Genomic DNA, 24,352 nt, shown 5'->3' on the forward strand with positions numbered 1-24,352 from the left:
CGTCCAGGTGATGTAACGACCCGCCGCCCACCATCATTCCGGGGGCTCGCACCCCGGGCCGGCCACGTCATCGGCCAGGCAGCCGGGCTGCTGCTGAGGTTATCCAGTGGATGTAACGACCCCGGCCCGGCCACCATTCCGCCGCCTGGGCGCCGCCGGTCACGGGACACCCCGGCACGGCCACGCGGATACCGGACATGGCCCGCGAACGGATCCGGACGGGACCGGACATCCCGGCCGAGGACGGCGAGGCGGCGAGGCGAGGCCGCGCCATGCCGAACGCGCCCGATAAGGGACAGGCCGCCAGGTCGGGTTTATCTCTCGTGCGGCCCGTGACCGCCCAGGCCCGTGGTTACGTTCTGCGGGTCGCCCGTCGTACGGGATACCGGGGGAATCTCGGCCACACCGGCATCCACCGTCGCGGCCGGCGGTCGGTCGTCGGGCGGCTGCGGCGGCGAGATCCAGGTGACCAGCACCACCGAGATGATCATGAGGAGGAACCACGACGCGAGCTTGGTCGCCGAGACCGGGTGCCAACCGGCCAACTGGTTGGGATACAGCCAGGCCTGCGACCAGGTGGCGATGTTCTCCGCGAGCCAGATGAAGGCGGCAACGAGGAGGAAGGCCAGCAGGAGCGGCATGCGCCACCGGAACCGGAAGATGCGGAACTGCATGACACAGCGCCCGAACACCAGAGCGACGACGGCCATGAGCAGCCATCGCACGTCCTGGACGTAGTGGTTGGTGAAGAAGTTGGCATAGATCGCGGCGGCCACGACAGCCGTCACCCAGCGTCTCGGGTATCGCACGAAGCGCAGATCGAACAGCCGGTTGACCCGGACCATGTAGGAGCCGACCGCGGCATACATGAAGCCGCTGAACAGCGGCACCGCCCCGAGCCGCAGGACGCCGTCGGGCGCGTAGGACCACGAGCCGACGTGCGTCTTGAACAGCTCCATCGCCGTGCCGACGAGGTGGAACAGCACCACCACCCGCAGTTCCCGCAGGGATTCCAGGCGTCCGGCCACCATCGCGATCTGGATGACGACCGCGGCGAGGGTCAGGAAGTCGTTGCGGGCGAGCGGCGCGTCCTCCGGGTACCACAGATGCGCCGCGAAGATGACCGCCAGCATCGCCCCACCGAACACGCACGCCCAGGCCTGTTTGAGCCCGAAGACCGCGAACTCGGTCAGCCAGGCGGCCGGTCCGCGCCGGGGCAGTCGGGTGAGGATCGCGCGGAAGCGGGCATCGATCGCGCGCTCGGCCCTGGTCAGAGTGCCTGGTCCGGAAGGGTTACGCATCGCCGCGACGCTATCGTGCCGGCGCAGCTCAGCCGGCACTGGCGGGGTACAGCGGAGGAATCACGCCGGGCACGGCCGGCCAGAGCCACGCGAACCCGGTGGAAAAGCGCCGATCCCGCCACTACGGTGCGGGGATGCCGCTGCACCCCGACCCCGAAGCATCCACCGGACACCTGCTGAGCACCGACGACGGCACGCCGCTGGCCCGGCTGCGGCTGCGCGACGACGACGGTGAACGCGTGGCCGAGGAGGTGACGCCCCTGCCGCAGACGGACGTGCAGGTGCTCGCCGCGCAGGCCCGGCGGGACCTCGCCGGCGCGCGGCTGGAGACGCCGGACGAGACGCTGGCGGCTGCGCTGGTCGCGGGCGGCCTGCGGCTGCGCAGGGCGGCCACGGAGATGCGACACGACCTGCTCGACGTACCGGAGGCGGTGGCGCTGCCCGCCGGTTGGTCGTGGGCGCCCGCCGGCTGGGACGACGACCTGGCCGAGGGACTGGCGGCGGCGTACGGGCCGGACCACCCGGACGGGCGTTGGGAGCCGAGCGACACCGCCGAGGTGCGGGGGATGTTCGAGCGGGCCGAGCCGGTGCCGCCGCTGCTGCCGGCCTCGGCGCGGGTGGTCGGACCGGACGGACGCAGCGCCGGGCACGTCCTCACCGCCGGCCCGGTGCCGTGGACCACGGACGTCTGCGCCTGGATCCTCAACCTGGGGGTGGCGCCGGCGGCGCAGCGGCGGGGGCTGGGGCGGGCGCTGCTGGGCCACACCCTGCGCGGGGCCCGCGCGGCCGGGCTGCCCCGGGTGGGCCTGTCGGTGGCCGACGGCAATCCGGCCCGCCGAATGTACGACGAGGCCGGCTTCCGTCCGGTGGCCCGGGTGCTGACGGTGCCGCTGCCGGCCGCCGGGTCACCGGCAACGCCGTGATCCGACGCCGCGCGGCAGACGTGCGGGCGCCCGCCGGAAGGTTCCGGCGGGCGCCCGTTCTCACTGTGCCGGGGCCCTGCCCGGCTCATGTCGTCAGCGCGTCGACCCCATGCCGAAGCGGTTGCGCCGACGCCAGACGAGGCTGCCCAGCATCAGGACCGCACCCGCGCCGACGAGACCGCCGCCGACCTTGAGCGGGGTGCCCATGCTGTCACCGGTGACCGGCAGATGCTTCCCGTCCTGCTTCCCGTCCCGCTTCTTCGGCAGGACCGTGACGGTGGCGCTGGCCGTGCAGCCGGACTGACGGCCGGTCGCGGTGAAGGTGTACCGACCGGGCTCGGTCGGCCGGTAGGTCACAGTGAACCGTCCCGCCGCGTCAGTCTTCGCGGTGAAGTGCCGCGGGGCCGGCTGCGGGTAGGCCACCGCCGCCATCGCAACGGTGCTGCCGTCGCTACGGCGGGCCGGCGCCTGGTTCGGGACGGAGGCGGCGAAGGGCGTCACGGCCACATCGATGTCGACGATCTCGTTGCGACCGCAACCGGTGCCCTTGAGCACCACGGTCTGGCCGACGCGTACCGTGGACGGCTTCGCCGTCAACGTCGGCTGCTTCGGTGGGTAGTCCGGCGGCGGCTGGGTCTTGCTGTCGGGGGCCGGCTGCGGTAGCGCCGCCCCCGCCGCTGTCGGCGCCAGCACGACGGCCAGGCCGGCCGTGAGCGCCATGATGATGCGGGATAGCCGCATGTTGGTCTCCTCCTACTGGTTGCAGCTTGGTGCGGGAACAACTTGGGTGGTCCATGGGGTGGCTGTGGGAGTGAGCCAGAGCTCGGGCGTGCCGGCGGTGTTCCGACCGGTCAGCAGGTCGACGTCGAGCGTCCGGGTGCCCCCGGGCGGGACCTCGACGTTCGCCACGCCTACCTGCCGGCGCCGCTCGGTCCCGCCGCCCAGGCCGACGTCCGCCCCGTCGAGCCGGGCGCCCATGACGGCGCCGCCGGCGGGGCTGAAGACGTACACCAGGGTGCGGATCGTGTACGGGTCGCCGGCCTTTCCCATGCCGAGCACTGAGCTGGTTAGGCCGGACGTCGGCGCCGAGGAGTGCAGGGTGAACCGCAGGCGCAGCTGACGGCGTCCCTCCTCCTGGCACTCACCGACGGTCAGTTGCGCCGTCGGCTTCAGGTAGTAGCCGAGCTTCGCGCCGCTGCCGTCGTTGAGGAACACCCCCACACTGGGCACCGTCTCGTGCTCCGGCAGAATCCCGCTCACCCGGCTGTTGGCGAAGATGCGCTGTTCTTCTGGCCGGGCACTCCAGAACAATATCCTTCTTTCAGCCATAGAGCGGTCGAAAGCGGACAAAACAGCCTTTGGGTTGACTTTTGCGGCGAGAACCGCGTCAAAGACCGCCGCAGCCGCCGCCGCGTAGTAGGCGTCCTGTTCCTTCAGGCCCATCGTCTGGTAGGCGTCGGAGAGCAGCGTCCGCACCACCGTGGCGGCGGCGAGCTTGGGGCCGCCCGGCACCGAGACCGGACCGGTCGCCGCGAGCAGGTACGACAGGGCCACCGGGTCGACCGCCAGCACCCCGTCCACCGTGGTGCCGGTGCGGCGTCGGACCATTTCGCGGTAGAGCTTGGCCGCTGTCGGGAAGTGCGGGGTCAGATTGACGTCCGCCGGGTAGATCGCGGGCAGGTCGGTGTAGATCTGACGCATCTCGGCCGGCAGCGTGGCGACGGGTGGAATGAACCGCTTCAGGTCCACCGCGGTGCCCTGGGTGACGATCTCCACCCGGCCGCCGTCGGCGCGGATCACCGCGTACGCCCCGAGCATCCCGCCGGTGGCGCGCAGCTCGGCCGGGTTCTGGGAGACGAGCAGGTAGGTGCGCCGGCCGTCGGCGCCGAGCAGCGACGGGAGCACCTTGGCCCCCTGGTCGGCGGCCCCGGTCAGTCCGGCCAGTCGGTCGATCTCCACCCGCAGGTCGGCCAGGGCCTTACCGACCTGTCCGACCAGGTCCTCGGTCCGCACCGCGGCGAGCCGGTCACGGGTCTGCCGCACCGTGCCGTTCACGTCGGCCAACTCGGTGGAGACGGCCCGCAGCCGCGCCACGTCCAGGCGTCCCTCCCTCGGCACCAGGGTGGCGAGGTCGGCGCGCAGCAGCGTGGGGAAGGCCCGCCGGGCGAGGTCGTCGACGGCCACCGCGATCTGGCGCACCGCCGCGAGGTCGTCACCGGCGTACGGGGAGTGCTGCCCCAGCCACCACGCCGGGTCGCCGGTGGCGTCCCGGGCCGCCCCGGCCTGCTCCTGGAGTGCCGCGAGGGTGCGTTGGGCCCGCGCCGTGTCCCCACCGACGATCTGGGCACTCAGTTCCCGGGCGAGTCCGGCGGCGTTCAGCAGATGCGACCGCGCCTGCCAGCCCCGGAAGCCGACCCATCCGGCGCCCGCCAGGAGCAGGGAGCCGACCACGAGCGCGGCGAGCAACGCGCGCCGGATGCGTACCCTGGTCCGCCGCCGCAGGCGCCGTCGGCCGCGACGCGACACACCGCTCTCGGTCACACCACTCTCCACTCAAAACGGACACGAATGACGATTCATCGTTTTCTAGCATGATTAACCACGCTGACCTGCGCTTTTCGTCGCTTTGCCGCCCTCGAAGGCGGTCTGCGAGGATCGTTCGGGTGATCACCCTCGGTGGCGCGCGACGGCCACCCGGTTGAGCAGGTCCTCCACCCGGTCGACGCCCGCCCGCAACGACATCTCCCGCAGGTACGCCTCGCGTCCCCGCCGCCCCATCTCCGACCGCGCGGCGGCCGGAATCGTCGAGGCGAGCCAGAACCGGTCGGCCAGCGTGGCCCAGTCCTCCGGCGGGCAGGACAGCCCGGCCCGTGCACGCTCCACCAGCTCCACGGTGTCCCCGGCGGCCGAGGCGATCACCGGCGCGGCGCAGGCGAGCGCGGCCTGCAACTTGCCGGGTACCGTGCCCCGCAGCTCGGGCAGGTCGCGGAGCATGACCAGCTGATAGTCGGCGGCCGCGTACAGCTCCGGCATGTCCACCGGCGACCGACGCTCCACGAAGCGCACGTTGTCCGCCCGCAGCTCGGCGGCGAGCCCCCGCACCCGCCGCTCCTCCGCGCCCGAACCCACCAGCACCAGGTCCGTCCGGCCGTCCAGTGCCGCCGCCGCGCGGACCGCCGTCTCGAGCCCCTGCCGCACCCCGATCGTGCCGGCGTGCATGACCACGCACCGGCCGTCGCGCCGGACGAAGGCCTGCGTGGCGCGGCTGGGCCGGACCGGCTGGAAGATCCGCTCGTCGGTCCAGTTGAGCACCACCTGCACCCGGTCCGGGTCGACGCCGTCGGCGAGCACCAGCTCCCGCATGGACGGCGCCGTGACGGCCAGGGCGTCCGCCTCGCGCAGCACGCGGCGCATGGTGGTGGCGAGCCGTCCGGGCCGGCGCTGCCGCTGCGCGCCGTCCCCGGCGACGTCCTCCTCCGGCCAGAGGTCCTGCACGTGCAGCACGGCCGGCACCCGGCCGAGCATCCGCAGCAGCGCGGCGGTGGCGAAGGTCGTCGCGGGGAGCTGGAAGACGTAGAGCACGTCCACATCGGCCAGGTAGCGGCGCCCGACCATCGCCACGCTGCCCGCGAACGAGAGGTGACTGGCCATCCGGGCACCCGGGGAGCCGTCGCCACCGGCGTAGCGGGGTACCCGCCGCACGGTCAGCCGATCGCTGCGCGTCAGGTGACGCCAGCGCTGCCGCCAGCCGGGGTAGACGTGCCCGCCCGGATAGTCGGGAAAGCCGGTCAGCACCCGCACCTCGTGCCCCCGGGCGGCCAGTTCCTCGGCGAGGCTGCCCGGGATGAAGGCCGGTTCGGGCGGGAAGTGGTACGACAGGATGCCGATCCTCATCAGCGGGTCCCCCTCGACCGGACCGGCGCGGCCACCGGCGACCGCGCCGCCGGCCCGCCGCGCCGGGCCGTGATGCCGCACCGGTCCGGGCGGCACGCGACGACGGCCGACCGGCTGCCGGAGCGGGTCGACGCGCCGCCACGCGCCACGACGCGGACCGGGCCCCGCGCCCGGGGACGGCTGCGACCAGCCGCCCCGGACGGCGGTCCCGGTGGTCCCATCGGCGGCCGGCCGGTCCACCCCCGGCGCGACGCCGAGGAGGTCGAACGGGCGATGCGACCGGTGGTGGCACTCATCGGCGCAGCCGGGTGAGTTCCTGCGTGCGGTCCGGGACGCCGGCGGCTCCGTCGGATCCGGTACGGCGCGCCGCCGCGGCCCGGTCGGCGGGCACCGAGGACGCGCCGGTGGTGGTGATCCGGTAGGCCTCGTACTGGTAGGCGTCGGCCTTGGCCACCTTGGTCATGTTCAGCACGCAGCCGAGCAGGCGGACCGAGACCGAGTGCAGCGCCCGGGCCGCCGCGGCGACCTGGGTCCGCGAGGTGCGTCCCTGCTGGGTGACGAGCAGCGCGCCGTCGGCCTGCACCGCCACCACCACGCCGTCGGTGACGGCCAGCAGCGGCGCGGTGTCGATAACCACGATGTCCGCCGACTCGCGCAGCGCCAGCAGCAGGTCCGCCATCGCCTTGGAACCGAGCAGCTCGCTCGGGTTCGGCGGGGCCGACCCGCTGGGGAGCACCAGCAGCGACTTGTCGCCCCAGCGCTGTACCACGTCACCGACCTGCACGTCGCCGACCAGCACGTCGGTCAGGCCGACCCCGCCGTCGAGACCCAGGTAGTCGGCGACCTTCGGCCGGCGCAGGTCGGCGTCGACCAGCAGCACGCGCCAGCCCGCCTCGGCCAGCGCGATCGCCAGGTTGCAGGAGAGGGTCGTCTTGCCCTCGCCCTGCAGCGCGCTGGTGACCGCGATGACCCGGGCGGGCTCGTGCACGTCCACGAACCGCAGGTTGGTGCGCAGCTTGCGGACCGCCTCGGCGCGCGCCGAGGTCGCCGCATCGCCCACGATCAGGGGTGCTGCCTTCGCGCCGACCTCGAACGGGATCTCACCCAGCAGCGGGCTGCCGGTGACCCGTTGCAGCCCGGCGGCGTCGCGCAGCCGGACGTCGGCCAGCCCGCGCAGCACGGCCAGCGCGGCGCCGAGCAGCAGCCCGACCAGGGCGCCGACGATGAGGTTCCGGGTGGGTTGCGGGGAGACCGGGCTGGAACTCACCCGGGGACCGCTGACCAGCTCGATCTTGATGGGGGCCGGCCGACCCTCGCCCGTCGTCTCGACCTTCTGCACCAGCTCGACGAACTTCGCCGCGAGCGTCTCGGTCACCTTCATCGCCCGGGTCTGGTCGGTGTCGGTGATCGTCGCGCGCAGCAGCACGGTGCCGGTCTCGGTGGAGGTGCTGAGGCGGCGCTGCACGTCGTCCGCGGTGAGGCCGACCTGCGTCTCGGCCACCACGCTCTGCGCCAGCCGGTCACTGCGCAGCAGGTCCGCGTAGGACTTCACTCGTTGCTGAAGGAAGAGGCCGCCCTGGTAGGCGTCGGTGACGCCCTGGCTCGGCGTGGTGACGAAGAAGGTCACGGAGGCCACGTACCGGGGTGGCGTGCGAACGGTGATGAGCGCGGCCGAACCGACCGCGACCATCAGCGTGACCAGGACGATCCACCAGTGTCGGCGGATCAGGCGCAGGCAGGTGCGTACGTCCATCACGCTCTCCGTTCCGCCGGGACAACCAGCCGGTGAAACTGCACGAAATCCCCCAATACTTCCCAAACGGCATGACAGGATCTATTCGCCGCAAGCTTGCCGTGAAGTGACCAAACGAATGTAAGCGATCGAACATCCCCGGAGACCTGAATCCTCGCAATCAGGCAACAAAGGCAGAGGACACCAATGGACGATGCAGCCCTCCCGGCCGAGACGAACATCCCGCGACGTGACTGGGTCACCCGACGTGCGAAGACCCTGTCTCTGCTAACGCTCGACACCGGCGCATGGTGCGCCGGATTCCTGGTCGCCGCCTGGGCCAGGTACGAATTCGGCCTCACGCCCCGGCAGTGCGCCCTCGCCCTGGGCACCGCCGTCGTCTGCGCGGTCGTCCACGCCGCCATCGAGCAGGTGCGCTCGACGGCCCGCGGCCGGCACCCGATCGGCAGCATCGGCGAGGCCCGCGACCTGGCCTGCACCAGCCTCCTCGCGGCGGTCGTGGTGCTGGCCGCCCTGGCGACGCTCACCGAACGGCCCGTGCCGGCCAGCGTCCCGGTGACCGGCGGGGCGGTGGCCCTGCTGGTGATGGCCGGCGGGCGGGCCGGCTACCGGTGGCGGCGCGACCGCGACGACCGCCCGGTCCGCGGCGCGGAGCGGGCCCTGATCTACGGCGTCGACGCCGCCAGCGAACGACTCGTACGGGTGCTGCTCGGCGACCGGGGCGGCAGCTACCTGCCGGTCGGGCTGCTCGACGACGACCGCGAGCGGCAGGGGCTGCGCCTGGAGGGACTCCGGGTGCTGGGCGGGCGCGAGCAGATCGAGCAGGCGGTGCGCCGGACCGGCGCCACCACGGTCATCTTCTCGATCGACGGGTCCGACGCCGAGCTGATGCGCGACGTGCGCCGCCGGACGTTGCAGGCCGGTGCCGCCTTCAAGGTCCTCCCTCCGGTCCGGGAACTGCTGGACCGGCCGGTGCGGGCCACCGACGTGCGGGACCTGCAGCTCACCGACCTGCTCGGGCGGGCCCAGCGGGTGGCCGAGCTGATGATCGAGCGCAACGGCCTGGCGGGCCGGCGGGTGCTGGTCACCGGCGCGGGCGGCTCCATCGGTTCGGAGCTGTGCCGGCAGATCGCCCGCTGCGAGCCGGGCGAGCTGATGATGCTGGACCGGGACGAGTCGGCGTTGCACGCGCTGCAGATGTCACTGCACGGCCGGGCGCTGCTGGACGGGCCGGAGCTGATCCTCGCCGACATCCGCGACGCCGACGGCATCGCCCGGATCGTGGCGGACCGGCAGCCGGACATCGTCTTCCACGCCGCCGCCCTCAAGCACCTGACGCTGCTGCAACGGCACCCGGGGGAGGCGGTCAAGACCAACGTCCGCGGCACCCTGAACGTGCTCGAGGCGTGCCGCGACGTGAGCGAGTTCGTCAACATCTCCACGGACAAGGCGGCCAACCCGGTCAGCGTGCTCGGCTACTCGAAGCGGATCACCGAGCGGCTGACCGCCCACTACGCCGAGCAGGTCGGCGGCACCTTCCTGAGCGTGCGCTTCGGCAACGTGCTCAGCAGCCGCGGCTCGGTGCTGACCGCGTTCCAGGCGCAGGTCGAGGCGGGGTTGCCGATCACGGTGACCCATCCGGACGTGACCCGCTACTTCATGACCGTGCAGGAGGCGGTGCACCTGGTGCTCCAGGCGTCGACCATCGGGCGCGGCGGGGAGGCGCTGGTGCTCGACATGGGTGAGCCCGTGCGCATCGCCGACGTGGCGCGCCGGCTGGCCGCCGAGGCGGACCGCCCGACGGAGATCGTCTTCACCGGGCTGCGGCCGGGCGAGAAGCTGCACGAGGACCTGTTCGGCCTCGACGAGGTCGACAACCGTCCGCTGCACCCGCTCATCTCGCACGTCCGGGTGCCGTCGCTGAGCCCGGAGCAGGTACGCGGGCTCGACCCGTACGCCGACGCCGACGAGTTGATCAAGTGGATGGCGGCGTACTGCGAGGAAGCCCCGGCGCGGGCCTCGATCCTGCCCTCACCCCGCTGATGGCGGCGTCGCGGCGGCGGAGCCCGGCGGGGCCCGCCGCCGCGACGGCGTCCGGGACGGTACGCGCTCAGCGCCGCTCCGAGGTCCGCTCCTCGTCGTCGCCCTCGGTCTCCTCCAGCGCGTCGGCGTACGGCTCGGTCAGGTCGTCGCCCGGCACGGCGACCGCCTCGGCGCGGTCCTGCTCGTCCGCCCGGCCGCCCGGCGGCGGCTGGGGAGCGGTGGCGCCACCGGCGAAGCCGTACTCGTTGGGCTCGTCATGCCTGCTCATGGGGTTATCCTCCCGCTATGTTCGCTTTCCGTCCTGCCGCTCACGGTAGGCCGTGATCGCTCTACCCGCAGCGCGGCGGCGATAGTCGGCGCCCGGGCGGGCGGGCCGGCGGCGAGACCGGTCCAGAGCATCTGGCGCAGCAGGATGATCGCCGCCGTACTCGCCAGCGCGCCCCAGCCGCTGCCCGCCATGAGCCGGAACAGACCGGCGGGTAGGAGCAGGTCCAGCAGCACCCGCACCGCGGTACGCCAGGACCGGGTGGTGAGCAGGACCACCGCGCCGCAGCACAGCGCGAGGGCGGTCGCCACGTCGGTGAGGGCCGCGCTCACCTCCTCCTCCCCGGGTCGGCCCTGGCCTCGCCGACCTGCCGCTGCTCGTGCTCGATCTCGCGGCGCAGGAAGTAGTTCAGCGCCGTCCGGATGGCGGCGATGGCCGCCAGCTGCCCGATCTGGTCGAAGGTCGGGGACACGGCGGTGCGCAGGATGTCCCCGGCCAGTTGGAATTCGAGTCCCAGGGCCAGGAACCGGCCGAGGGAGAGCCGGATCGGGGTGAAGACGGCGGCGCTGCGGTGGCGCAGTCCCTCGACCACGAACCGCAGCGCCGCCCAGAGCGCACCGAGGAAGATCACCGCCGCTCCGGCGATCTCCACCAGGACGACCGCTATCCGGTCGCCCTCGCGCAGGATCTCGTCCAGGTCCACCCGGGGGGTTACCCGCCCCCGCCGACGCTAGTCGGCGTCGGGTCAGAGCTGGTCGACCGCCTCGAGGATCAGCCAGAGACCGCAGATGGCGAAGAGCACCGCGGCGCCGTACCGGATGGTCTTCTCCGGCAGGTGCCGGCCGAGCAGCCGGCCGATCAGGATGGCCAGCGCGTCGGCGGCCACCATGCCCAGCGTCGAGCCGAGCCAGGTGCCGAACCAGCCGTACTTGGTGGCCAGGGTGATGGTGGCGAGCATGGTCTTGTCACCCAGCTCGGCCAGGAAGAACGCGACGCCCACCGCGATGACGGCCGACTTGCCGGTCTTCTCCGCCTTGCGCTTCTCCTCCTCGGTGAGCTTGTCCCCGCGCAGCGTCCACACGCCGAAGCCGAGGAACGCCAGGCCGGCGATGAGCGAGATCCAGCCGGTCGGCAGGGCCGCGTTGAGCCCGTAGCCGATGGCCACCGAGGCCAGGTGGACGACCGCGGTGGCGATGGTGATCCCGATCAGCACCGGGACCGGCTTGAAGCGGGTGGCGAACGTCAACGCCATCAGCTGGGACTTGTCCCCCAGCTCGGCGACGAAGATGACGCCGAAGCTGATCACCAGCGCGGCAAGAAAACCGTCCATGAGGACCTTTCCCGATCATGCCGGGAGGAGGTACAGGGGCGCCCTCGACCCGGCTGCGACAGCCTGAGTCGAAGGTCTCGCCCGCCCCACCGGAGTGGGGCCGCGTGGCCGGGTGCGGAACGCACCAGTGTGTCGACCACGACATTGGGGGCTACTCCCCTTCGCGCCCCCACCGTAGCCGACCATGCCGCCGCCGGCCTCGACGGGTGCCCCACGTCACCCCGCGCCGGCCGCCGAGGCCGCCCGGTGGCCGATCAGTCGGCCCGGGCGAGGTTCACCCCGAACAGGCCGTCGGGGTCGGTCCAGAACCCGCGTACGGTGAACCCGGCCGCCGCCAGCTCCCGGGCGATCCCCTCCGGGCGGAACTTCGCCGACACCTCCGTGCGCAGCTCCTCGCCCGCGGCGAACTCGACCGTCAGGTCCAGCACCCGGACCCGCATCGCCCGGTCCGCCCGCAGCCGCATCTCGATCCACTCCCGGTCTGGGTCCCAGCGCGCCACGTGGGTGAAGGCCTCCGGCTCGAAGTCGGCGCCCAGCTCCCGGTTGACCACCCGCAGCACGTTGCGGTTGAACTCGGCGGTGACCCCGGCGGCGTCGTCGTACGCCGGCACGACCACCGCCGGGTCCTTGACCAGGTCGGTGCCGATGAGCAGCCAGTCACCCGCCTCCAGCGCCGCACGCATCGCGGCCAGGAACTCGGCCCGCTCGGCCGGCAGCAGGTTGCCGATGGTGCCGCCGAGGAAGACCACCAGCCGCCGCCCTCCGGTGGGCAGCCGGTCGAGCTGACGGGTGAAGTCGCCGACGATGCCGCGTACCCGCAGACCTGGGTAGTCGGTGGCGATCTGCTCGGTGGACTGCCGCAGCGCGCTGACCGACACGTCCAGCGGCACGAAGGTGCCGAGCCCGCCCCGGCGGGTGAAGGCGTCCAGCAGCAGCCGGGTCTTCTCCGACGAACCGGAGCCCAGCTCGATCAGCGTCTTCGCGCCGGTCAGCTCGGCGATGTCGGCCGCCCGCTCGGCCAGCACGGCCCGCTCCGCCCGGGTCGGGTAGTACTCGGGCAGCCGGGTGATCTCCTCGAACAGCTCGCTGCCCCGGGCGTCGTAGAACCACTTCGGTGGCAGCCACTTCTCCTCGGCGGTCAGTCCGGCCCGTACGTCCTCCCGCAGGCTGCGCCCCAGGTCCTGTTCCTCGAGGTAGATCTCCAACGGCTCGGCGCTCATGAGGTGTCCCTTCTCCTTCGGCGAACGTCCCTGTCTCCACCTGCGAACTGTTGCGGCGTCACGCTCCCGGCAGGGCGCGCACGCGCACCGAGGTCGAGGTCGCCACCACCAGGTGCCGGTCCGGCAACGACCGCCAGCCCGGGTCGTCGTCGTGCGGCTCGGAGGCCAGCAGCACCGAGTCCGGCGTGGCGAGGACGGACATCGCGTGCCCCGCCACGGTGGCCACCATCGTCCGGCCGTCGGTGAGCAGCAGGTTCAGCCGCGACCCGGGGGCGGCCTCCGCCACCCCCGCGACCGTCTCCGCGACCGCCTCCGCCGGGTCGGCGCCGGCCCGCAGCCGGTGCCGGACCAGCGCCCAGAGCAGGGCGGAGTCGGTCGGGGCGTCGAGGGTGAGCAGGTCACGGACGGGCAGGGTGTCGGCGAGCGGCACCAGCGCGTCGGGCCAGCCGCGCACGACGCCGTTGTGGCTGAACAGCCACCGGCCCTCGGTGAACGGCGCGGCGGCGGTCTCCTGCACCGGCATGCCGACGGTGCCGGAGCGGACGGCGGCCAGCACCGCGCCGGCGAGGGTCACCCCGGCCAGCGCCGGCAGCGTCACGTCGCTCCAGATGGGCTGGGCCCGCCGGTAGCGCACCGGATCGCCCTCGTCGGGGTACCACCCGACGCCGAAGCCGTCGGCGTTGACGGTCCCGCCGCCCCGCATGTCCCGGGGTGCCCAGGACTGCCGGACCAGCGAGTCCGGCGGGTCGTACAGCAGGGCGCGCAGGCTCAGCGGAGGCCCGAGGTAGGCCAGGTGCCGGCACATCAGGGGGTGCCGCCGATCACCCGTGCGCCTCCTCGGGTCGGGCGTCGCGGGCGCAGCGGAAGCCGCTGAAGATCTGCCGCCGGATCGGGTAGTCCCAGTTGCGGAACGTGCCCCGGCAGGCCGACCGGTCGGTGCCGAACGAGCCGCCGCGCAGCACCCGGTAGTCGTCGCCGAAGAAGACCTCGGAGTACTCCCGGTAGGGGAAGGCCGCGAACCCGGGGTGGCCCCGGAAGGTGCTCGACGTCCACTCCCAGACGTCCCCGATGAGCTGGTGCACGCCCAGCGGCGAGGCGCCGGCCGGATACGCGCCCACCGGCGCCGGCCACAGGTGCCGCTGCCCCAGGTTGGCGTGCTCGTCGGTGGGGTCATCGTCGCCCCACGGGTAGCGGCGGGAGCGGCCGGTGGCCGGGTCCCAGCGGGCCGCCTTCTCCCACTCCGCCTCGGTGGGCAGCCGCCGTCCCGCCCAGGTGGCGAAGGCCTCCGCCTCGTACCAGCAGACGTGCACCACCGGCTCGTCGTCGCGGACCGGCGACCACCGCCCGAACCGCCGGTACGCCCACCCGTCGCCGTCGCGCCGCCAGTGCATCGGCGCGCTGAGCCCCGCCTCGGTACGGTGCCGCCAGCCGGGGGCGCTCCACCAGCGCGGATCGTCGTACCCGCCGTCGGCGACGAACTCGCGGTACCGGCCGTTGGTGACCGGTGCCGCGTCGATCACGTACGCGGGCAGATCCACGGTGTGCGCGGGGCGCTCGTTGTCCAGCGCCCACGGGTCGGTGGAGGTGCCCATGGTGAACGGGCCCGCCGGAACCAGCACCTCGTCGGCCACCCGGGCCCGTGCCGGCGGCGGCGGGGGCGCGTGCAGCGCGGCGGGGCCGGCGCGCAGTTGGTGGGTGGCGAGCATCGTCTCGTCGTGCTGCTGCTCGTGCTGCACGATCATCCCGAAGGCGAAGCCCTCCTCGACCAGCGGACGGTCGGTGAACCGGATGCCGTCCAGCAGGTCGAACACCTTGTCGCGGACCGTCGAGACGTAGGCGCGCGCCTCGGCGGGCGGCAGCAGCGGCAGCGCGGGGCGGTCCTTGCGGGGCTGCTTGAACGCGTCGTACAGGTCGTCGATGTCGTGGCGGACCGGCGCCCGGCCGCCGACGTCGCGCACCAGCCAGAGCTCCTCCTGGTTGCCCACGTGGGCGAGGTCCCAGACCAACGGGGACATCAGCGGGGAGTGCTGGCGGATCAGGTCGTCGTCGTCCACCGCCTCGGTGAGCAGAGCCGTGCGTGCCCGGGTCCGCGTCAGCTCCGCGGCGATCCGGCTGCGCAGCTGCTCCACCGGCGTGCCCGGCTGTTCGGTGGTGGTCACCGGTGCCCCCTCTCCGCGGCGGCCCGCCGCCGCCGGATTCCTCGGCTCGTCTCGTCGTGGATCTCCGGTGGCAGCTCCAGCCGGGGAAGCGCCTCCAGCGCCAGGTCGAGCAGGGCCGCGGCCGCGGTGGCCAGCGGCGGGTCGGCCAGCCCGTACCGGGCGGCGGCGTGCCAGCGGTCGGCCACCGGCGCGGTGACGGCACGGGCCGACCGGGCGGTGTCGGCGTCTCCGAGCAGCACGCTCAGGACGGCCAGCGGCACCATCCACTCCGGACCGGGCTGGGCGTCCAGGTACCGCACCTCCAGATAGCCCCGGGGGCGCACCGGCGGGAAGAGGGTGCTGACGTGGTATTCCAGGTCGTCCGTGGTCGGGGGCCGGGGCAGCGCGCCGTCGATCCAGTCGGCGAAGGTCACCCCGGGCGGCGGGGTCCAGTCCGGACCGTCGTGGCGCACACAGAGCAGCGGCGCGTCCAGCGCGTACTGGGTCCAGGCGGCCACCGGGTCCGTGTCGGGCCGCCGGGGCGACCAGACCGGTCGGGTGCGGGCCGGGTCGATGCCCAGCCAGGCGGCCATCCGCGCGGACGCCCAGCCGGTCCGCCGGCCGGCGTGCCGGTCGGCGGTGGCGAAGGCGGCGACCAGCGGCGGCCCGATCAGGTGCACGGTGGCCCAGCGGGCGGCCAGCTCGGCCGGTTCGCCCGCGTCCAGGCACACCTGCAACCCGGCGGTGCTGTACATCATGGTGCGCCCGGCGGGGCCGCGGCGGTCGAAGACGCAGCGCATGGCGCGGTAGCGGGAGGTCTCTACCACCGGTTGCGGGGCCCGCCACGGGTCGATGCCGGTGCGGCCGAGCACCAGTCCGGCGCGTCGCAGCAGCGCGGTCAGCTCGCCGATGTCGGCCTCGGTGGTCAGGATCAGCGTGGCGACCGACGGTCGCGGCGCGGTGGAGAGCTCCACCTGCCCGCCGGGCTCCACGGTCACGCTGCTGCCGTGCCGGAGCGGCTGGGCGGGGCTGCTGTCGTCCAGGGTGACGGGGCTGTGCCGCCCCAGGGCCGCCGTCAGCCGCTCCCGGTCCACCGGTCGAGCGGGGTCGGCGGCGTCGTGCACGGTCCATTCCAGTTCGACGCCGGTGAGCGCCGGTGGCCCGGTCTTGAAGCAGATCCGGCCGAGGTGGGCGGCGGCCGCCGCCTTCTCGCCCAGCACGGTCGTCTGGTCCAGTTCCGGGGACGTCACCACGAGCTGGTCTCCTCCCGACCCGGCTTCCGGCCGCACCGCCAAGCGGGCAGCACGCCGTCGCCGGCCGGGCCCCCCGCGTCTCACCATCTTCTGTCTAGCAGACGGAATCCGCTCACCCGGGCGGGAAGAAATTTCTGTGAAGCCTTTTCGACTAGCTCTTCTTGCCCGGCTTGTCGTCCGGCGTGGCCGCGGGCTTCGGGGACGGCTTCGCCTTCGCCTTCTGCGAGGGTTTCTTCGCCTTCTGCGAGGGTTTCGGGGCCGGCTCGCCGACCAGTTCCCGGCAGTACGCCTCCACCTGCCCGGTCCCACCGGCGGCGGCGACCAGGTCGGCGAACCCGCGGCTCCGCAGCGCCTTCTCGCGCTGCGCCGCCGACTTCGCCAGGTACGCCCGGCACTGCCCGGCCACCTTGCCGTCCGGGGCCGGCTTGCCGGAGCCCCCCGGCCGGCCCGACGGGGACCCCGCGGACGGGGTGACGCCCGGCTCGCTGGTCGGTGCGCCGGGCGTGCCTCCGCCGCCGGACGTGGGCGGCGCGGCCGGGCCGGTGTCGGTGGTGGCCGGCGCGGGCGCGGACGGCCGGGGCGCCGGGTCCGGCTCGTCGGCGCGGTCGAGGGTGACGGCGGCGAAGGCGGCGCCCGCGGTGGCGGTGGCGGCGATGCCGGCGACCCAGGCGACCACGCCGGTGGTGACCCGGCGTCCGCGCCGGAACGGCGGCGCGGGCGCCGGCGCGGCGGCCCCCGCCGTCCGGGCGGCGCGGAACGCGGCCAGGGCGGCCTCCTCCCCGGCCAGCTCACCGGGGCGGGCCGGAGCGGCCGCGGCGGAGAGCAGCCGGGCGAGCGGGTCGTCGCCCGAGGGCGGCGGGCCAGCGGCCCGGGCCGCGTCGAGCAGCCGCTCGGCCTCGGCCCGGTCGGCGGGCCGCGCGGAGCCGTCGGAGCGGCGGAAGTCCATCCAGTTTCCCCTCACGTCATCCGTCCGCCGGCTCGGCGCGGGACGTGCTCGGCGCCTGCCGGGGCTGGGGCGGACCGGTCCGCTCGTCGCCACCGGACGGCTGGGGCAGGTCCTGACGTTCCAGCAGCGCGGCGAGCCGGCGCAGCCCACGGTGTGCGGCGGTACGGACGGCACCGGGGCGGCGCCCGAGCACCCGGCCGGCGGTCTCGGCGTCCAGCCCGATCACCGCCCGCAGCAGCACCGCCTCGGCCTCCCGGGGCGGCAGCGTCGCGATCAGCGCCAGCGCCGCCTCGGTGCCGATCGTCTCACCGGCGCGTTCCGCCGTGTCGGCGTCCCCCGCGAGCTCGCTCAGGGCCTGCACCGGCACCGGCAGCGAGGGACGGCGACGCTGGCGGCGCAGATGGTCCATGGCCCGGTTCCGGGCGATGGTCACCGTCCAGGCCCGGAACTCGCCGCCGGTGAAACTGGGCAGGTCCCGGGAGATCTGCAACCAGGTCTCCGAGGCGACGTCCTCGGCGTCCGCGCCGACGAGGGCGGTGAGATACCGCAGCAGGCCCGGCTGGAGGCTGCGGTAGAGGAAGCGGAAGGCCTCCTCGTCCCCGGCCTGCGCCGCGACCACCGCCTCGGGCAGCTCACCGGTCATGTGTCCGCCGTTCCCGCCGTCGGGCCCTCGCCGTACCCGGCGGGACGTGCGTGAGGCACCTCCGGTCCGGTAGCCGGACCCCGTCGCGCACCATCAGCCCCCCGCTGATCCCATCGCGGCCCCACCGAGCGGCATCTCTGACACACGCCGCGACAATACGGTGGTCCGCGCGGATGGGCATACCGGCACGGCGGGCCGGCCCCGAGTCGCGCTAACGGTAGGAGTGGGGCGACGGGCCGACAAGCCGCCGTCGTGCAGGGAAAGAGTGAGAAACATCTACCCGCGCGACCGGCGAGTCCGCGTGACGTAAATCGGTCTCCGGACGCTCCCGGCCGGTAGGCCACGGCACGGACGTCCCGGGAGGGCCGGTTCGCCCAGCTTACGACCCCGGCCCGCCGCCATTGTGACAGCCGGTCCGGGTTCCGTCACCCCCCGTCCATCCGTCCGGCGCGGCCCCGGGGTCGGCACCACCTCGCCGGGGGCCGGCGGCAGGGACATCGCCATGAGTCCTTCTCGCCCGCTCTGGGTACGGTATCCGGGTGTTGTCATCGGAGGTCGTGCTCAGCGGTCGCTACCGCCTGGACGAACGTGTCGCCACCGGCGGCATGGGCGACGTCTGGCGTGCCACGGACCTGGTCCTGGGCCGCCAGGTCGCGGTGAAGGTGCTGCTGCCGGCGCTGGTCTCCGACCCCGACTTCATCGCCCGGTTCCGCGCCGAGGCACGGATCATGGCGGCCCTGCGCAACCCGGGCATCGTCCAGGTCTTCGACTGCGGCGAGGACCGCCTCGACGACGGCGGGCGCGCCGACTACCTGGTCATGGAGTTCGTCGAGGGCGAGCCGCTGTCCCGGCGGATCGAGGCCGCCGGCCACCTGGACGTCGCTGAGACGATGTCGATCGTCGCGCAGGCCGCCCAGGCGCTGCACGCCGCGCACGCCGGCGGCATCGTGCACCGCGACGTGAAGCCGAGCAACCTGCTGGTGCAGGAGGACGGCACCGTGGTGCTGGTCGACTTCGGCGTCGCGCGGTCGACCAATGTGACCAGCATCACGAGCACGAACGCGGTGCCGGGCACGGCGCTCTACATGGCGCCGGAGCAGGCGTCCGGGCGTCCCGTCTCCGCCGCCACCGACATCTACGCGCTCGGCGCGGTCGCCTACTGCTGCCTCACCGGCGGCCCGCCGTTCACCGGCGACAATCCGCTCCAGGTCGCCGTGCGGCACCTGGACGACGAGCCGCCGGCCCTTCCCGAGGACATCCCGGCGCCGGTCCAGGCGCTGGTGTCGCGGGCGCTGGCCAAGGACCCGGCCGACCGGTTCGCCACCGGCGCGGAGATGGCCGCCGCGGCCCGGGCCGCGCTGAGCGACGACGCCGCACCCACCGCGTTCGTCCCTCCGGCACTGCGCGGCGCGGCGGGCCCCACCACCAGCACGCGCGACGACGTCCCGGTGCTCCCGGTGGCCGCCACGGTGGCGCCGAAGCGGGGCCGTGGACGGCGGGGCTCGCTGGTCGGCGCGCTGGCGGCGGTCCTGGTGGCGCTCACCGCCCTGGGCGCGGCGCTCGGCGCGGCCAAGGAGACCGGCGACGGGGCGACCAACATCAAGAGCCCTCCCCCGGCCACGGTCCCCAGCGATCAGGGAGAGTTGCCGGTGGTTCCGGAGGAGACCGTCGTCGACCAGCCGAACCGGCCGAACCGCACCTGGAACCCGAGCAACCGGCCCTCCGCCACCGCCACGGTGACGCCCTCGCCGGGGCAGAGCGGGTCGGCGCAGCCGACGCCCACCACGGCGCCGTCGACCACGCCGGGGGACACGCCGACCACCACCAAGCCGGCCGACCCGCCGCCGACCACCACCAAGCCGGCCGACCCGCCCCCGACCACCACCGCGCCGCCGGGCGGGGACCCGCCGCCGGTCGGAACCTGACGGACCCCCGACACCGTCGGCCGGATAGCTGCAAAACCGGACTTTCGACCTCATACGAGCCCTAAGCTCCCGAGCAGGAGTTACTTACTGCCACGGGAGCGAACGTGCGCGTTGAGAAGCTGGTCGTCATCGGTCAGGGGTACGTCGGTCTGCCACTGGCGATGCGCGCCGTCGAGGCGGGGCTGGACGTGGTCGGGCTGGACGTCGACGCCGACCGGGTCAAGCGGCTCGCCACCGGCGAGTCGTTCGTCGAGGACATCACCGCCGAGCGGCTCGGCCGGGCACTGGGCAGCGGCCGCTACCGGCCGAGCACCGAGTACACCGACGCCGAGGGCTTCGACATCTGCGTCATCACCGTTCCGACGCCGCTGCGCGACGGCGCGCCCGACCTCAGCTACGTCGAGCAGGCCGGCCGCGGCATCGGCCCGTACGTGCGCGCCGGCTGCACCGTGGTCCTGGAGTCGACGACCTACCCCGGCACCACCGAGGACGTGCTCCGCCCGCTGCTGGAGTCGGCGAGCGGGCTGCGCAGCCCCGGCGACTTCCACCTCGGCTACAGCCCGGAGCGGATCGACCCGGGCAACCCGACCTGGCGGCTGGAGAACACCCCCAAGGTGGTCTCCGGGGTGGACGGCGACTCGCTGCGTCGGGTCGACGACTTCTACCAGCGGCTGGTGGAGCGGACCGTGCCGGTGGACTCGACCCGGGTGGCCGAGCTGACCAAGCTGATCGAGAACACCTTCCGGCAGGTCAACATCGCGCTGATCAACGAGCTGGCGATCGCCTCGCACCACCTGGGCGTCGACGTCTGGCAGGCCATCGACGCCGCCAGCTCCAAGCCGTTCGGGTTCATGCCGTTCCGGCCCGGCCCCGGCGTGGGCGGGCACTGCCTGCCGATCGACCCGTGCTACCTGTCCTGGCAGGTCAAGCGGACGATGGGCCGGCAGTTCCGGTTCATCGAACTGGCCGACGACATCAACCACCAGATGCCCGAGCACGTGGCCCAGCGGGTGATGGCCGGGCTGAACCGGGTCGGCCGCCCGGTCAACGGCGCGCGGCTGCTGCTGCTGGGCTTGGCGTACAAGAAGAACACCGGGGACATGCGCGACTCCCCCGCCGTGGACGTGGCCCGGCGGCTGAAGGACCTCGGCGCCGACGTGCGCGCGGCCGAGCCGTACGCCGAGGCGCAGCACATCCCCGCCGGGGTGGCCGTGGTCGACCTGACCGAGCGGGAGATCACCGAGGCCGACGCCGTGGTCGTGGTGACCGACCACGACTGCTTCGACTACGACCTGGTGGCCCGGCACGCCCGGTACGTCTTCGACACCCGCGACCGCTGCCGGGGCCCGGTGGTGGAGCGGCTCTGACGCCCCCGGCGGCCGGTCCCGCCCGGGACCGGCCGCCGCCGCGTCACTCCGCGCCCAGCGCCTCCACCACCGGCCGGCCCAACGCCCGGCGGGCGGGCAGCACGGAGGCGAGCAGGGCGGCCAGCACCGCCACCGCGAGGATCAGCGCGAGCCGTCCCCAGGGCAGCACCAGGGTGAAGTCACCGCCGATCTTCGCGAGGAAGGCCATCGCCCCGGCGCTGACCCCGGTGCCGAGCGCCATCCCCAGCACCGCCCCGACCAGCGCCATCAGCACCGCCTCGACGGCCAGCACGGCCCGCATCCGGCCCCGGGTGAGGCCGACCGCGCGCAGCACCGCGTTCTCCCGGGTCCGCTCCACCACCGACAGGCTCAGCGTGTTCGCCACGCCGACCAGGGCGATCACCACGGCCAGGCCGAGCAGCGCGGTGACGAAGGCCAGCAGCATGTCGACGGTGCCGGTGAGCATCTTCTTGTAGGCGCCCTGGTCCATCAGGTTGACCGTCGGGTAGCGCCCGACGACCGCCTCGATCGCCGCCCGGGCCTGCTCGGCGGGGATCCCGTCGGCGGGGTCCACCTCGGCGAGGAAACCGCGCTGGGCCGGGAAGAGCCGGGTGAAGTCGGCGTCGACCATGTCCACCACGTGTCCCCGGGCCACCGGGGTGCCGGCCGGTGCGGCCTCGTCGGCGGTCACCACCGCAGCCACCCGGAAGGACCGGCCGGCGAGCGTCAGCGGGGAGCCGACCGTCCAGCCGCGCGCCTCGGCGAGCTGCCGGTGCACCAGCACAGCGCCCGGCCCCAGGTCGCCGCCGTCGCCGGCCACCGTGCCGGTGAGGGTACGGGCGACCAGCGCCGGATGCGCGACGCGGATCTGCACCCCGTCGACGACCCGGCTGCGCTGCTCGTGCACCACTCCCAGCTCCGGCCGCGCGGCCAGCTCACCGGCGAGCGGCGCCGGGAGGTCGCCACCGACGCCGGTGACCAGGTAGTCGACGCCGATCTGGGCGTCCACCGCGCGTTCGATGCCCACCTTCACGCTGCCGGCGCCGACCACGAACGCCGAGACCAGGCCGATCCCGATCACCAGCGCGGTGGCGGTGGCCGAGACCCGGCGGGGATTGCGCACGGCGTTGGCCACGGCCAGCCCGGCGGTGGCCCCGAAGAGCAGCCGGGCCGGCGCGCCGAAGAGCCGGACCAGGGCGGGCACCAGCACCGGCCCGTAGAGCACGATGCCGAAGAAGGTCAGCACCCCGCCGAGGGCGACCAGCGCGATCTGCCCGACACTCGCGGCGACCGCGAGGGCGGCCACCCCGGCGGCGAAGACCAGCGCGCCGAGCGCGAGCCGGACCCGGCCGGCGCGGCGGGTCACCTGCACCGCCGCGTCGGTCAGCGCGGCCACCGGGGCCACCCGGGTGCCCTGCCAGGCCGGTACGCAGGCGGCGGCCACGGTGATCGCGGTGCCCAGCGCCACGCAGCGCAGCACCGTCGACCCGGTCAGCGTGACCCCGCCGGAGACCGGCAGGTCCAGCGCGGCCACCCCCGCGGCCAGCCCGGCGGCCAGGCCGGCGCCGGCCAGCACCCCGAGCGCCGAGGCGGCCAGGCCGAGCACCGCCGCCTCCAGCAGGGCGGCCCGGAACACCTGGCCCCGGGTGGCGCCGACCAGCCGGAGCAGGGCGGTACGCCGGGTCCGCTGGGCGAGCACGATGGCGAAGGTGTTGGCGATGACGAAGCCGGCCACCACCACCGCGACCCCGGCGAAGGTCAGCAGGACCATGCCGAACTGCTCCAGGTCGCGCACCGCGTCGTCCACCGCGTCGTCGAGGATCTGCTGACGGGACTTCACGGTGGCACCGGTGGCGGCCACCCCGGCCACCCGCTCGGCCACCGCCTCGCGGGACGTGCCCGGGGCGACGGCCACCATGATCCGGCCGTACCCCCGCTCCCCGGTCACCGCCAGGGCGTCCGCGCCGACCAGGCCGATGAAGGGCCCGCCGACGTCGCGGGGGGTGCCGGCCACGTCGACCGCGCCGACCAGGGTGTACGCCCGGGCCGCCTCGGTGGCCCCGCCCACCCGGACCGGCGAGCCGAGGGCGAAGCCCTCCTCCCGCACCGTGGATGCGTCGAGGACGACCTCGCCGGGCCGGTCCGGCAACCGGCCGGCGGTCAGGTCGTACGAGCGCAGCGCCGGGTCGGTGGGGATCGAGGCGAGCACCCCGTAGCCGAGCACCGGGCGGCCGTCGGCGCCGACCACCCCGCCGGAGCCGATCAGCTCCCCCTCGGCGGCGGCCACCCCGTCGACCGCGCGCACCCGGTCGACCAGGGCGGGCGGCAGGGGGTCCGTTCCGGCGTACACGGCGAGGTCGGTGTGCCGGTCGAAGGTGCCGGCCCGGTCGTACGCGCCGGCCCGCATGCCGTCGGTGACCATCAGGGTGCCGGCGACGAAGGCCACACCGAGCACGATCGCCAGGGAGGGGAGCAGCAGCCGCACCGCGTCGGCGCGCAACGAGCGCAGGGTCATCCGGATCATCGCGGTCACCGCCCCCGCGCCGGGGCGACCGGGTCGAGGCCGGCGAGCGCGTCCAGGATCCGCTCGGCGGTCGGCGCGGCCAGCTCGCGGACCAGCCGGCCGTCGGCGAGGAAGACCACCCGGTCGGCGTACCCGGCGGCCACCGGATCGTGGGTCACCATCACCACGGTCTGCCCGAGGGTGTCGACGGCCTCCCGGAGCAGCCCCAGCACCTCCGCGCCCGAGCGGGAGTCCAGGTTGCCGGTCGGCTCGTCGGCGAAGACCACCCAGGGGCGGGTGACCAGCGCCCGGGCGACGGCGACCCGCTGCTGCTGCCCGCCGGAGAGTTCGGCCGGCCGGTGCCCGAGCCGATCGGTCAGGCCCACCGCCGTCACCACCTGCCGCAGCCAGGCCGGATCCGCGCGCCGGCCGGCGATGGCCAGCGGCAGGACGATGTTCTCCTCGGCGGTCAGCGCCGGCAGCAGGTTGAACTTCTGGAAGACGAAGCCGATCCGGTCCCGGCGCAACAGGGTGAGCCGCCGGTCGTCGAGGCGGGCGGTCTCGGTGTCGCCCAGCCGCACGGTGCCCGCGGTGGGCGTGTCGAGGCCGGCGAGGCAGTGCATCAGCGTCGACTTGCCGGAACCGGACGGGCCCATGATGGCGGTGAACCGGCCGGCGGCGAAGTCGACGTCGACGCCGTCCAGGGCGACGACGCGGGCGGCGCCGCGCCCGTACTCCCGGCGCAGGCCGCGGGCGGTGACCGCGACGCCGGTACGGGCCGGGGCGGGTGGGGCGAGGGACATGCGGTGGCTCCCCGTGCAGTCGGTGACCAGGACGTCTCCGACGCT

21 protein-coding genes are annotated in these 24,352 nt (G+C 74.2%); 4 read left to right on the forward strand and 17 right to left on the reverse strand.

Going from position 1 to position 24,352, the window contains the following annotated elements; all coding sequences use genetic code 11:
- Window positions 1–314: 314 nt before the first annotated feature.
- Entirely contained in the window at window positions 315–1,301 is a 987-nt protein-coding gene (locus V6U88_RS29510; protein ID WP_334458157.1) for a DUF817 domain-containing protein, read from the reverse strand.
- Between the two features lie 134 nt (window positions 1,302–1,435).
- Here V6U88_RS29510 and V6U88_RS29515 point away from each other — a divergent pair, with 134 nt between their 5' ends.
- On the forward strand, window positions 1,436–2,224 hold the full coding sequence (locus tag V6U88_RS29515) for a GNAT family N-acetyltransferase (RefSeq protein ID WP_334458158.1): 789 nt from the start codon (window positions 1,436–1,438) through the stop codon (window positions 2,222–2,224).
- Between the two features lie 93 nt (window positions 2,225–2,317).
- On the opposite strand, the gene V6U88_RS29520 is transcribed toward V6U88_RS29515, so the two are convergent.
- The 4 genes from V6U88_RS29520 to V6U88_RS29535 form a co-directional block, all read right to left on the reverse strand.
- Window positions 2,318–2,965, reverse strand: coding sequence for a hypothetical protein (locus V6U88_RS29520; protein ID WP_334458159.1), 648 nt, complete (start codon window positions 2,963–2,965; stop codon window positions 2,318–2,320).
- 12 nt (window positions 2,966–2,977) lie between these two features.
- Window positions 2,978–4,765 (reverse strand): DUF4012 domain-containing protein, encoded by a 1,788-nt coding sequence (locus tag V6U88_RS29525; protein WP_334458161.1) that lies wholly within the window; start codon window positions 4,763–4,765, stop codon window positions 2,978–2,980.
- A gap of 126 nt (window positions 4,766–4,891) precedes the next feature.
- Window positions 4,892–6,118, reverse strand: coding sequence for a glycosyltransferase family 4 protein (locus V6U88_RS29530; protein WP_334458163.1), 1,227 nt, complete (start codon window positions 6,116–6,118; stop codon window positions 4,892–4,894).
- 292 nt (window positions 6,119–6,410) lie between these two features.
- Window positions 6,411–7,871 carry a polysaccharide biosynthesis tyrosine autokinase gene (locus V6U88_RS29535; RefSeq protein WP_334458165.1) on the reverse strand — a complete coding sequence of 487 codons (1,461 nt, stop codon included), beginning with the start codon at window positions 7,869–7,871 and terminating at the stop codon, window positions 6,411–6,413.
- A gap of 186 nt (window positions 7,872–8,057) precedes the next feature.
- On the opposite strand from V6U88_RS29535, the gene V6U88_RS29540 reads away from it, so the two are divergent.
- Entirely contained in the window at window positions 8,058–9,914 is a 1,857-nt protein-coding gene (locus V6U88_RS29540) for a polysaccharide biosynthesis protein (RefSeq protein ID WP_334458168.1), read from the forward strand.
- A 67-nt stretch (window positions 9,915–9,981) separates the two neighbouring features.
- Here V6U88_RS29540 and V6U88_RS29545 read toward each other — a convergent pair whose 3' ends face one another.
- The 10 genes from V6U88_RS29545 to V6U88_RS29590 form a co-directional block, all read right to left on the reverse strand.
- The gene (locus V6U88_RS29545; RefSeq protein WP_334458170.1) at window positions 9,982–10,182 is read right to left on the reverse strand and encodes a hypothetical protein; all 201 of its coding nucleotides are present in this window, start codon (window positions 10,180–10,182) and stop codon (window positions 9,982–9,984) included.
- Window positions 10,179–10,511 carry a hypothetical protein gene (locus V6U88_RS29550; RefSeq protein ID WP_334458171.1) on the reverse strand — a complete coding sequence of 111 codons (333 nt, stop codon included), beginning with the start codon at window positions 10,509–10,511 and terminating at the stop codon, window positions 10,179–10,181. Before V6U88_RS29550 ends, V6U88_RS29545 begins: the two co-directional genes overlap by 4 nt.
- Entirely contained in the window at window positions 10,508–10,882 is a 375-nt protein-coding gene (locus V6U88_RS29555) for a DUF1622 domain-containing protein (protein WP_334458172.1), read from the reverse strand. The genes V6U88_RS29550 and V6U88_RS29555 overlap by 4 nt, the downstream gene beginning before the upstream one ends.
- A gap of 42 nt (window positions 10,883–10,924) precedes the next feature.
- On the reverse strand, window positions 10,925–11,509 hold the full coding sequence (locus V6U88_RS29560) for a TMEM165/GDT1 family protein (RefSeq protein WP_334458173.1): 585 nt from the start codon (window positions 11,507–11,509) through the stop codon (window positions 10,925–10,927).
- A gap of 254 nt (window positions 11,510–11,763) precedes the next feature.
- The gene (gene egtD / locus V6U88_RS29565; protein WP_334458175.1) at window positions 11,764–12,729 is read right to left on the reverse strand and encodes an L-histidine N(alpha)-methyltransferase; all 966 of its coding nucleotides are present in this window, start codon (window positions 12,727–12,729) and stop codon (window positions 11,764–11,766) included.
- A 58-nt stretch (window positions 12,730–12,787) separates the two neighbouring features.
- Complete coding sequence (egtC, locus tag V6U88_RS29570) at window positions 12,788–13,534, reverse strand: ergothioneine biosynthesis protein EgtC (RefSeq protein WP_334458176.1); 747 nt, start codon at window positions 13,532–13,534, stop codon at window positions 12,788–12,790.
- Between the two features lie 16 nt (window positions 13,535–13,550).
- Window positions 13,551–14,888 carry an ergothioneine biosynthesis protein EgtB gene (gene egtB / locus V6U88_RS29575; RefSeq protein ID WP_334458178.1) on the reverse strand — a complete coding sequence of 446 codons (1,338 nt, stop codon included), beginning with the start codon at window positions 14,886–14,888 and terminating at the stop codon, window positions 13,551–13,553.
- On the reverse strand, window positions 14,885–16,120 hold the full coding sequence (gene egtA, locus V6U88_RS29580; protein ID WP_334458180.1) for an ergothioneine biosynthesis glutamate--cysteine ligase EgtA: 1,236 nt from the start codon (window positions 16,118–16,120) through the stop codon (window positions 14,885–14,887). Before egtA ends, egtB begins: the two co-directional genes overlap by 4 nt.
- 151 nt (window positions 16,121–16,271) lie before the next feature.
- The gene (locus V6U88_RS29585; RefSeq protein ID WP_334458182.1) at window positions 16,272–17,066 is read right to left on the reverse strand and encodes a hypothetical protein; all 795 of its coding nucleotides are present in this window, start codon (window positions 17,064–17,066) and stop codon (window positions 16,272–16,274) included.
- Window positions 17,067–17,082: 16 nt separating this feature from the next.
- Complete coding sequence (locus V6U88_RS29590) at window positions 17,083–17,709, reverse strand: RNA polymerase sigma factor (protein ID WP_334458183.1); 627 nt, start codon at window positions 17,707–17,709, stop codon at window positions 17,083–17,085.
- A gap of 539 nt (window positions 17,710–18,248) precedes the next feature.
- On the opposite strand from V6U88_RS29590, the gene V6U88_RS29595 reads away from it, so the two are divergent.
- Together V6U88_RS29595 and V6U88_RS29600 are read left to right on the forward strand one after the other, a co-directional pair.
- Window positions 18,249–19,634 (forward strand): serine/threonine-protein kinase, encoded by a 1,386-nt coding sequence (locus V6U88_RS29595; protein ID WP_334458184.1) that lies wholly within the window; start codon window positions 18,249–18,251, stop codon window positions 19,632–19,634.
- A 104-nt stretch (window positions 19,635–19,738) separates the two neighbouring features.
- Window positions 19,739–21,001, forward strand: a complete 1,263-nt coding sequence (locus V6U88_RS29600) for a nucleotide sugar dehydrogenase (RefSeq protein WP_334458186.1) — start codon at window positions 19,739–19,741, stop codon at window positions 20,999–21,001.
- Window positions 21,002–21,044: 43 nt separating this feature from the next.
- On the opposite strand, the gene V6U88_RS29605 is transcribed toward V6U88_RS29600, so the two are convergent.
- Together V6U88_RS29605 and V6U88_RS29610 are read right to left on the reverse strand one after the other, a co-directional pair.
- Window positions 21,045–23,525: an ABC transporter permease gene (locus tag V6U88_RS29605; protein WP_334458187.1), complete on the reverse strand. Its 2,481-nt coding sequence runs from the start codon at window positions 23,523–23,525 to the stop codon at window positions 21,045–21,047.
- Between the two features lie 5 nt (window positions 23,526–23,530).
- Complete coding sequence (locus V6U88_RS29610) at window positions 23,531–24,307, reverse strand: ABC transporter ATP-binding protein (protein WP_334458189.1); 777 nt, start codon at window positions 24,305–24,307, stop codon at window positions 23,531–23,533.
- Window positions 24,308–24,352: the final 45 nt, after the last annotated feature.

Origin of the sequence: Micromonospora sp. CPCC 205739, from assembly GCF_036906795.1 — a bacterium.
Classification (GTDB): Bacteria; Actinomycetota; Actinomycetes; order Mycobacteriales; family Micromonosporaceae; genus Micromonospora.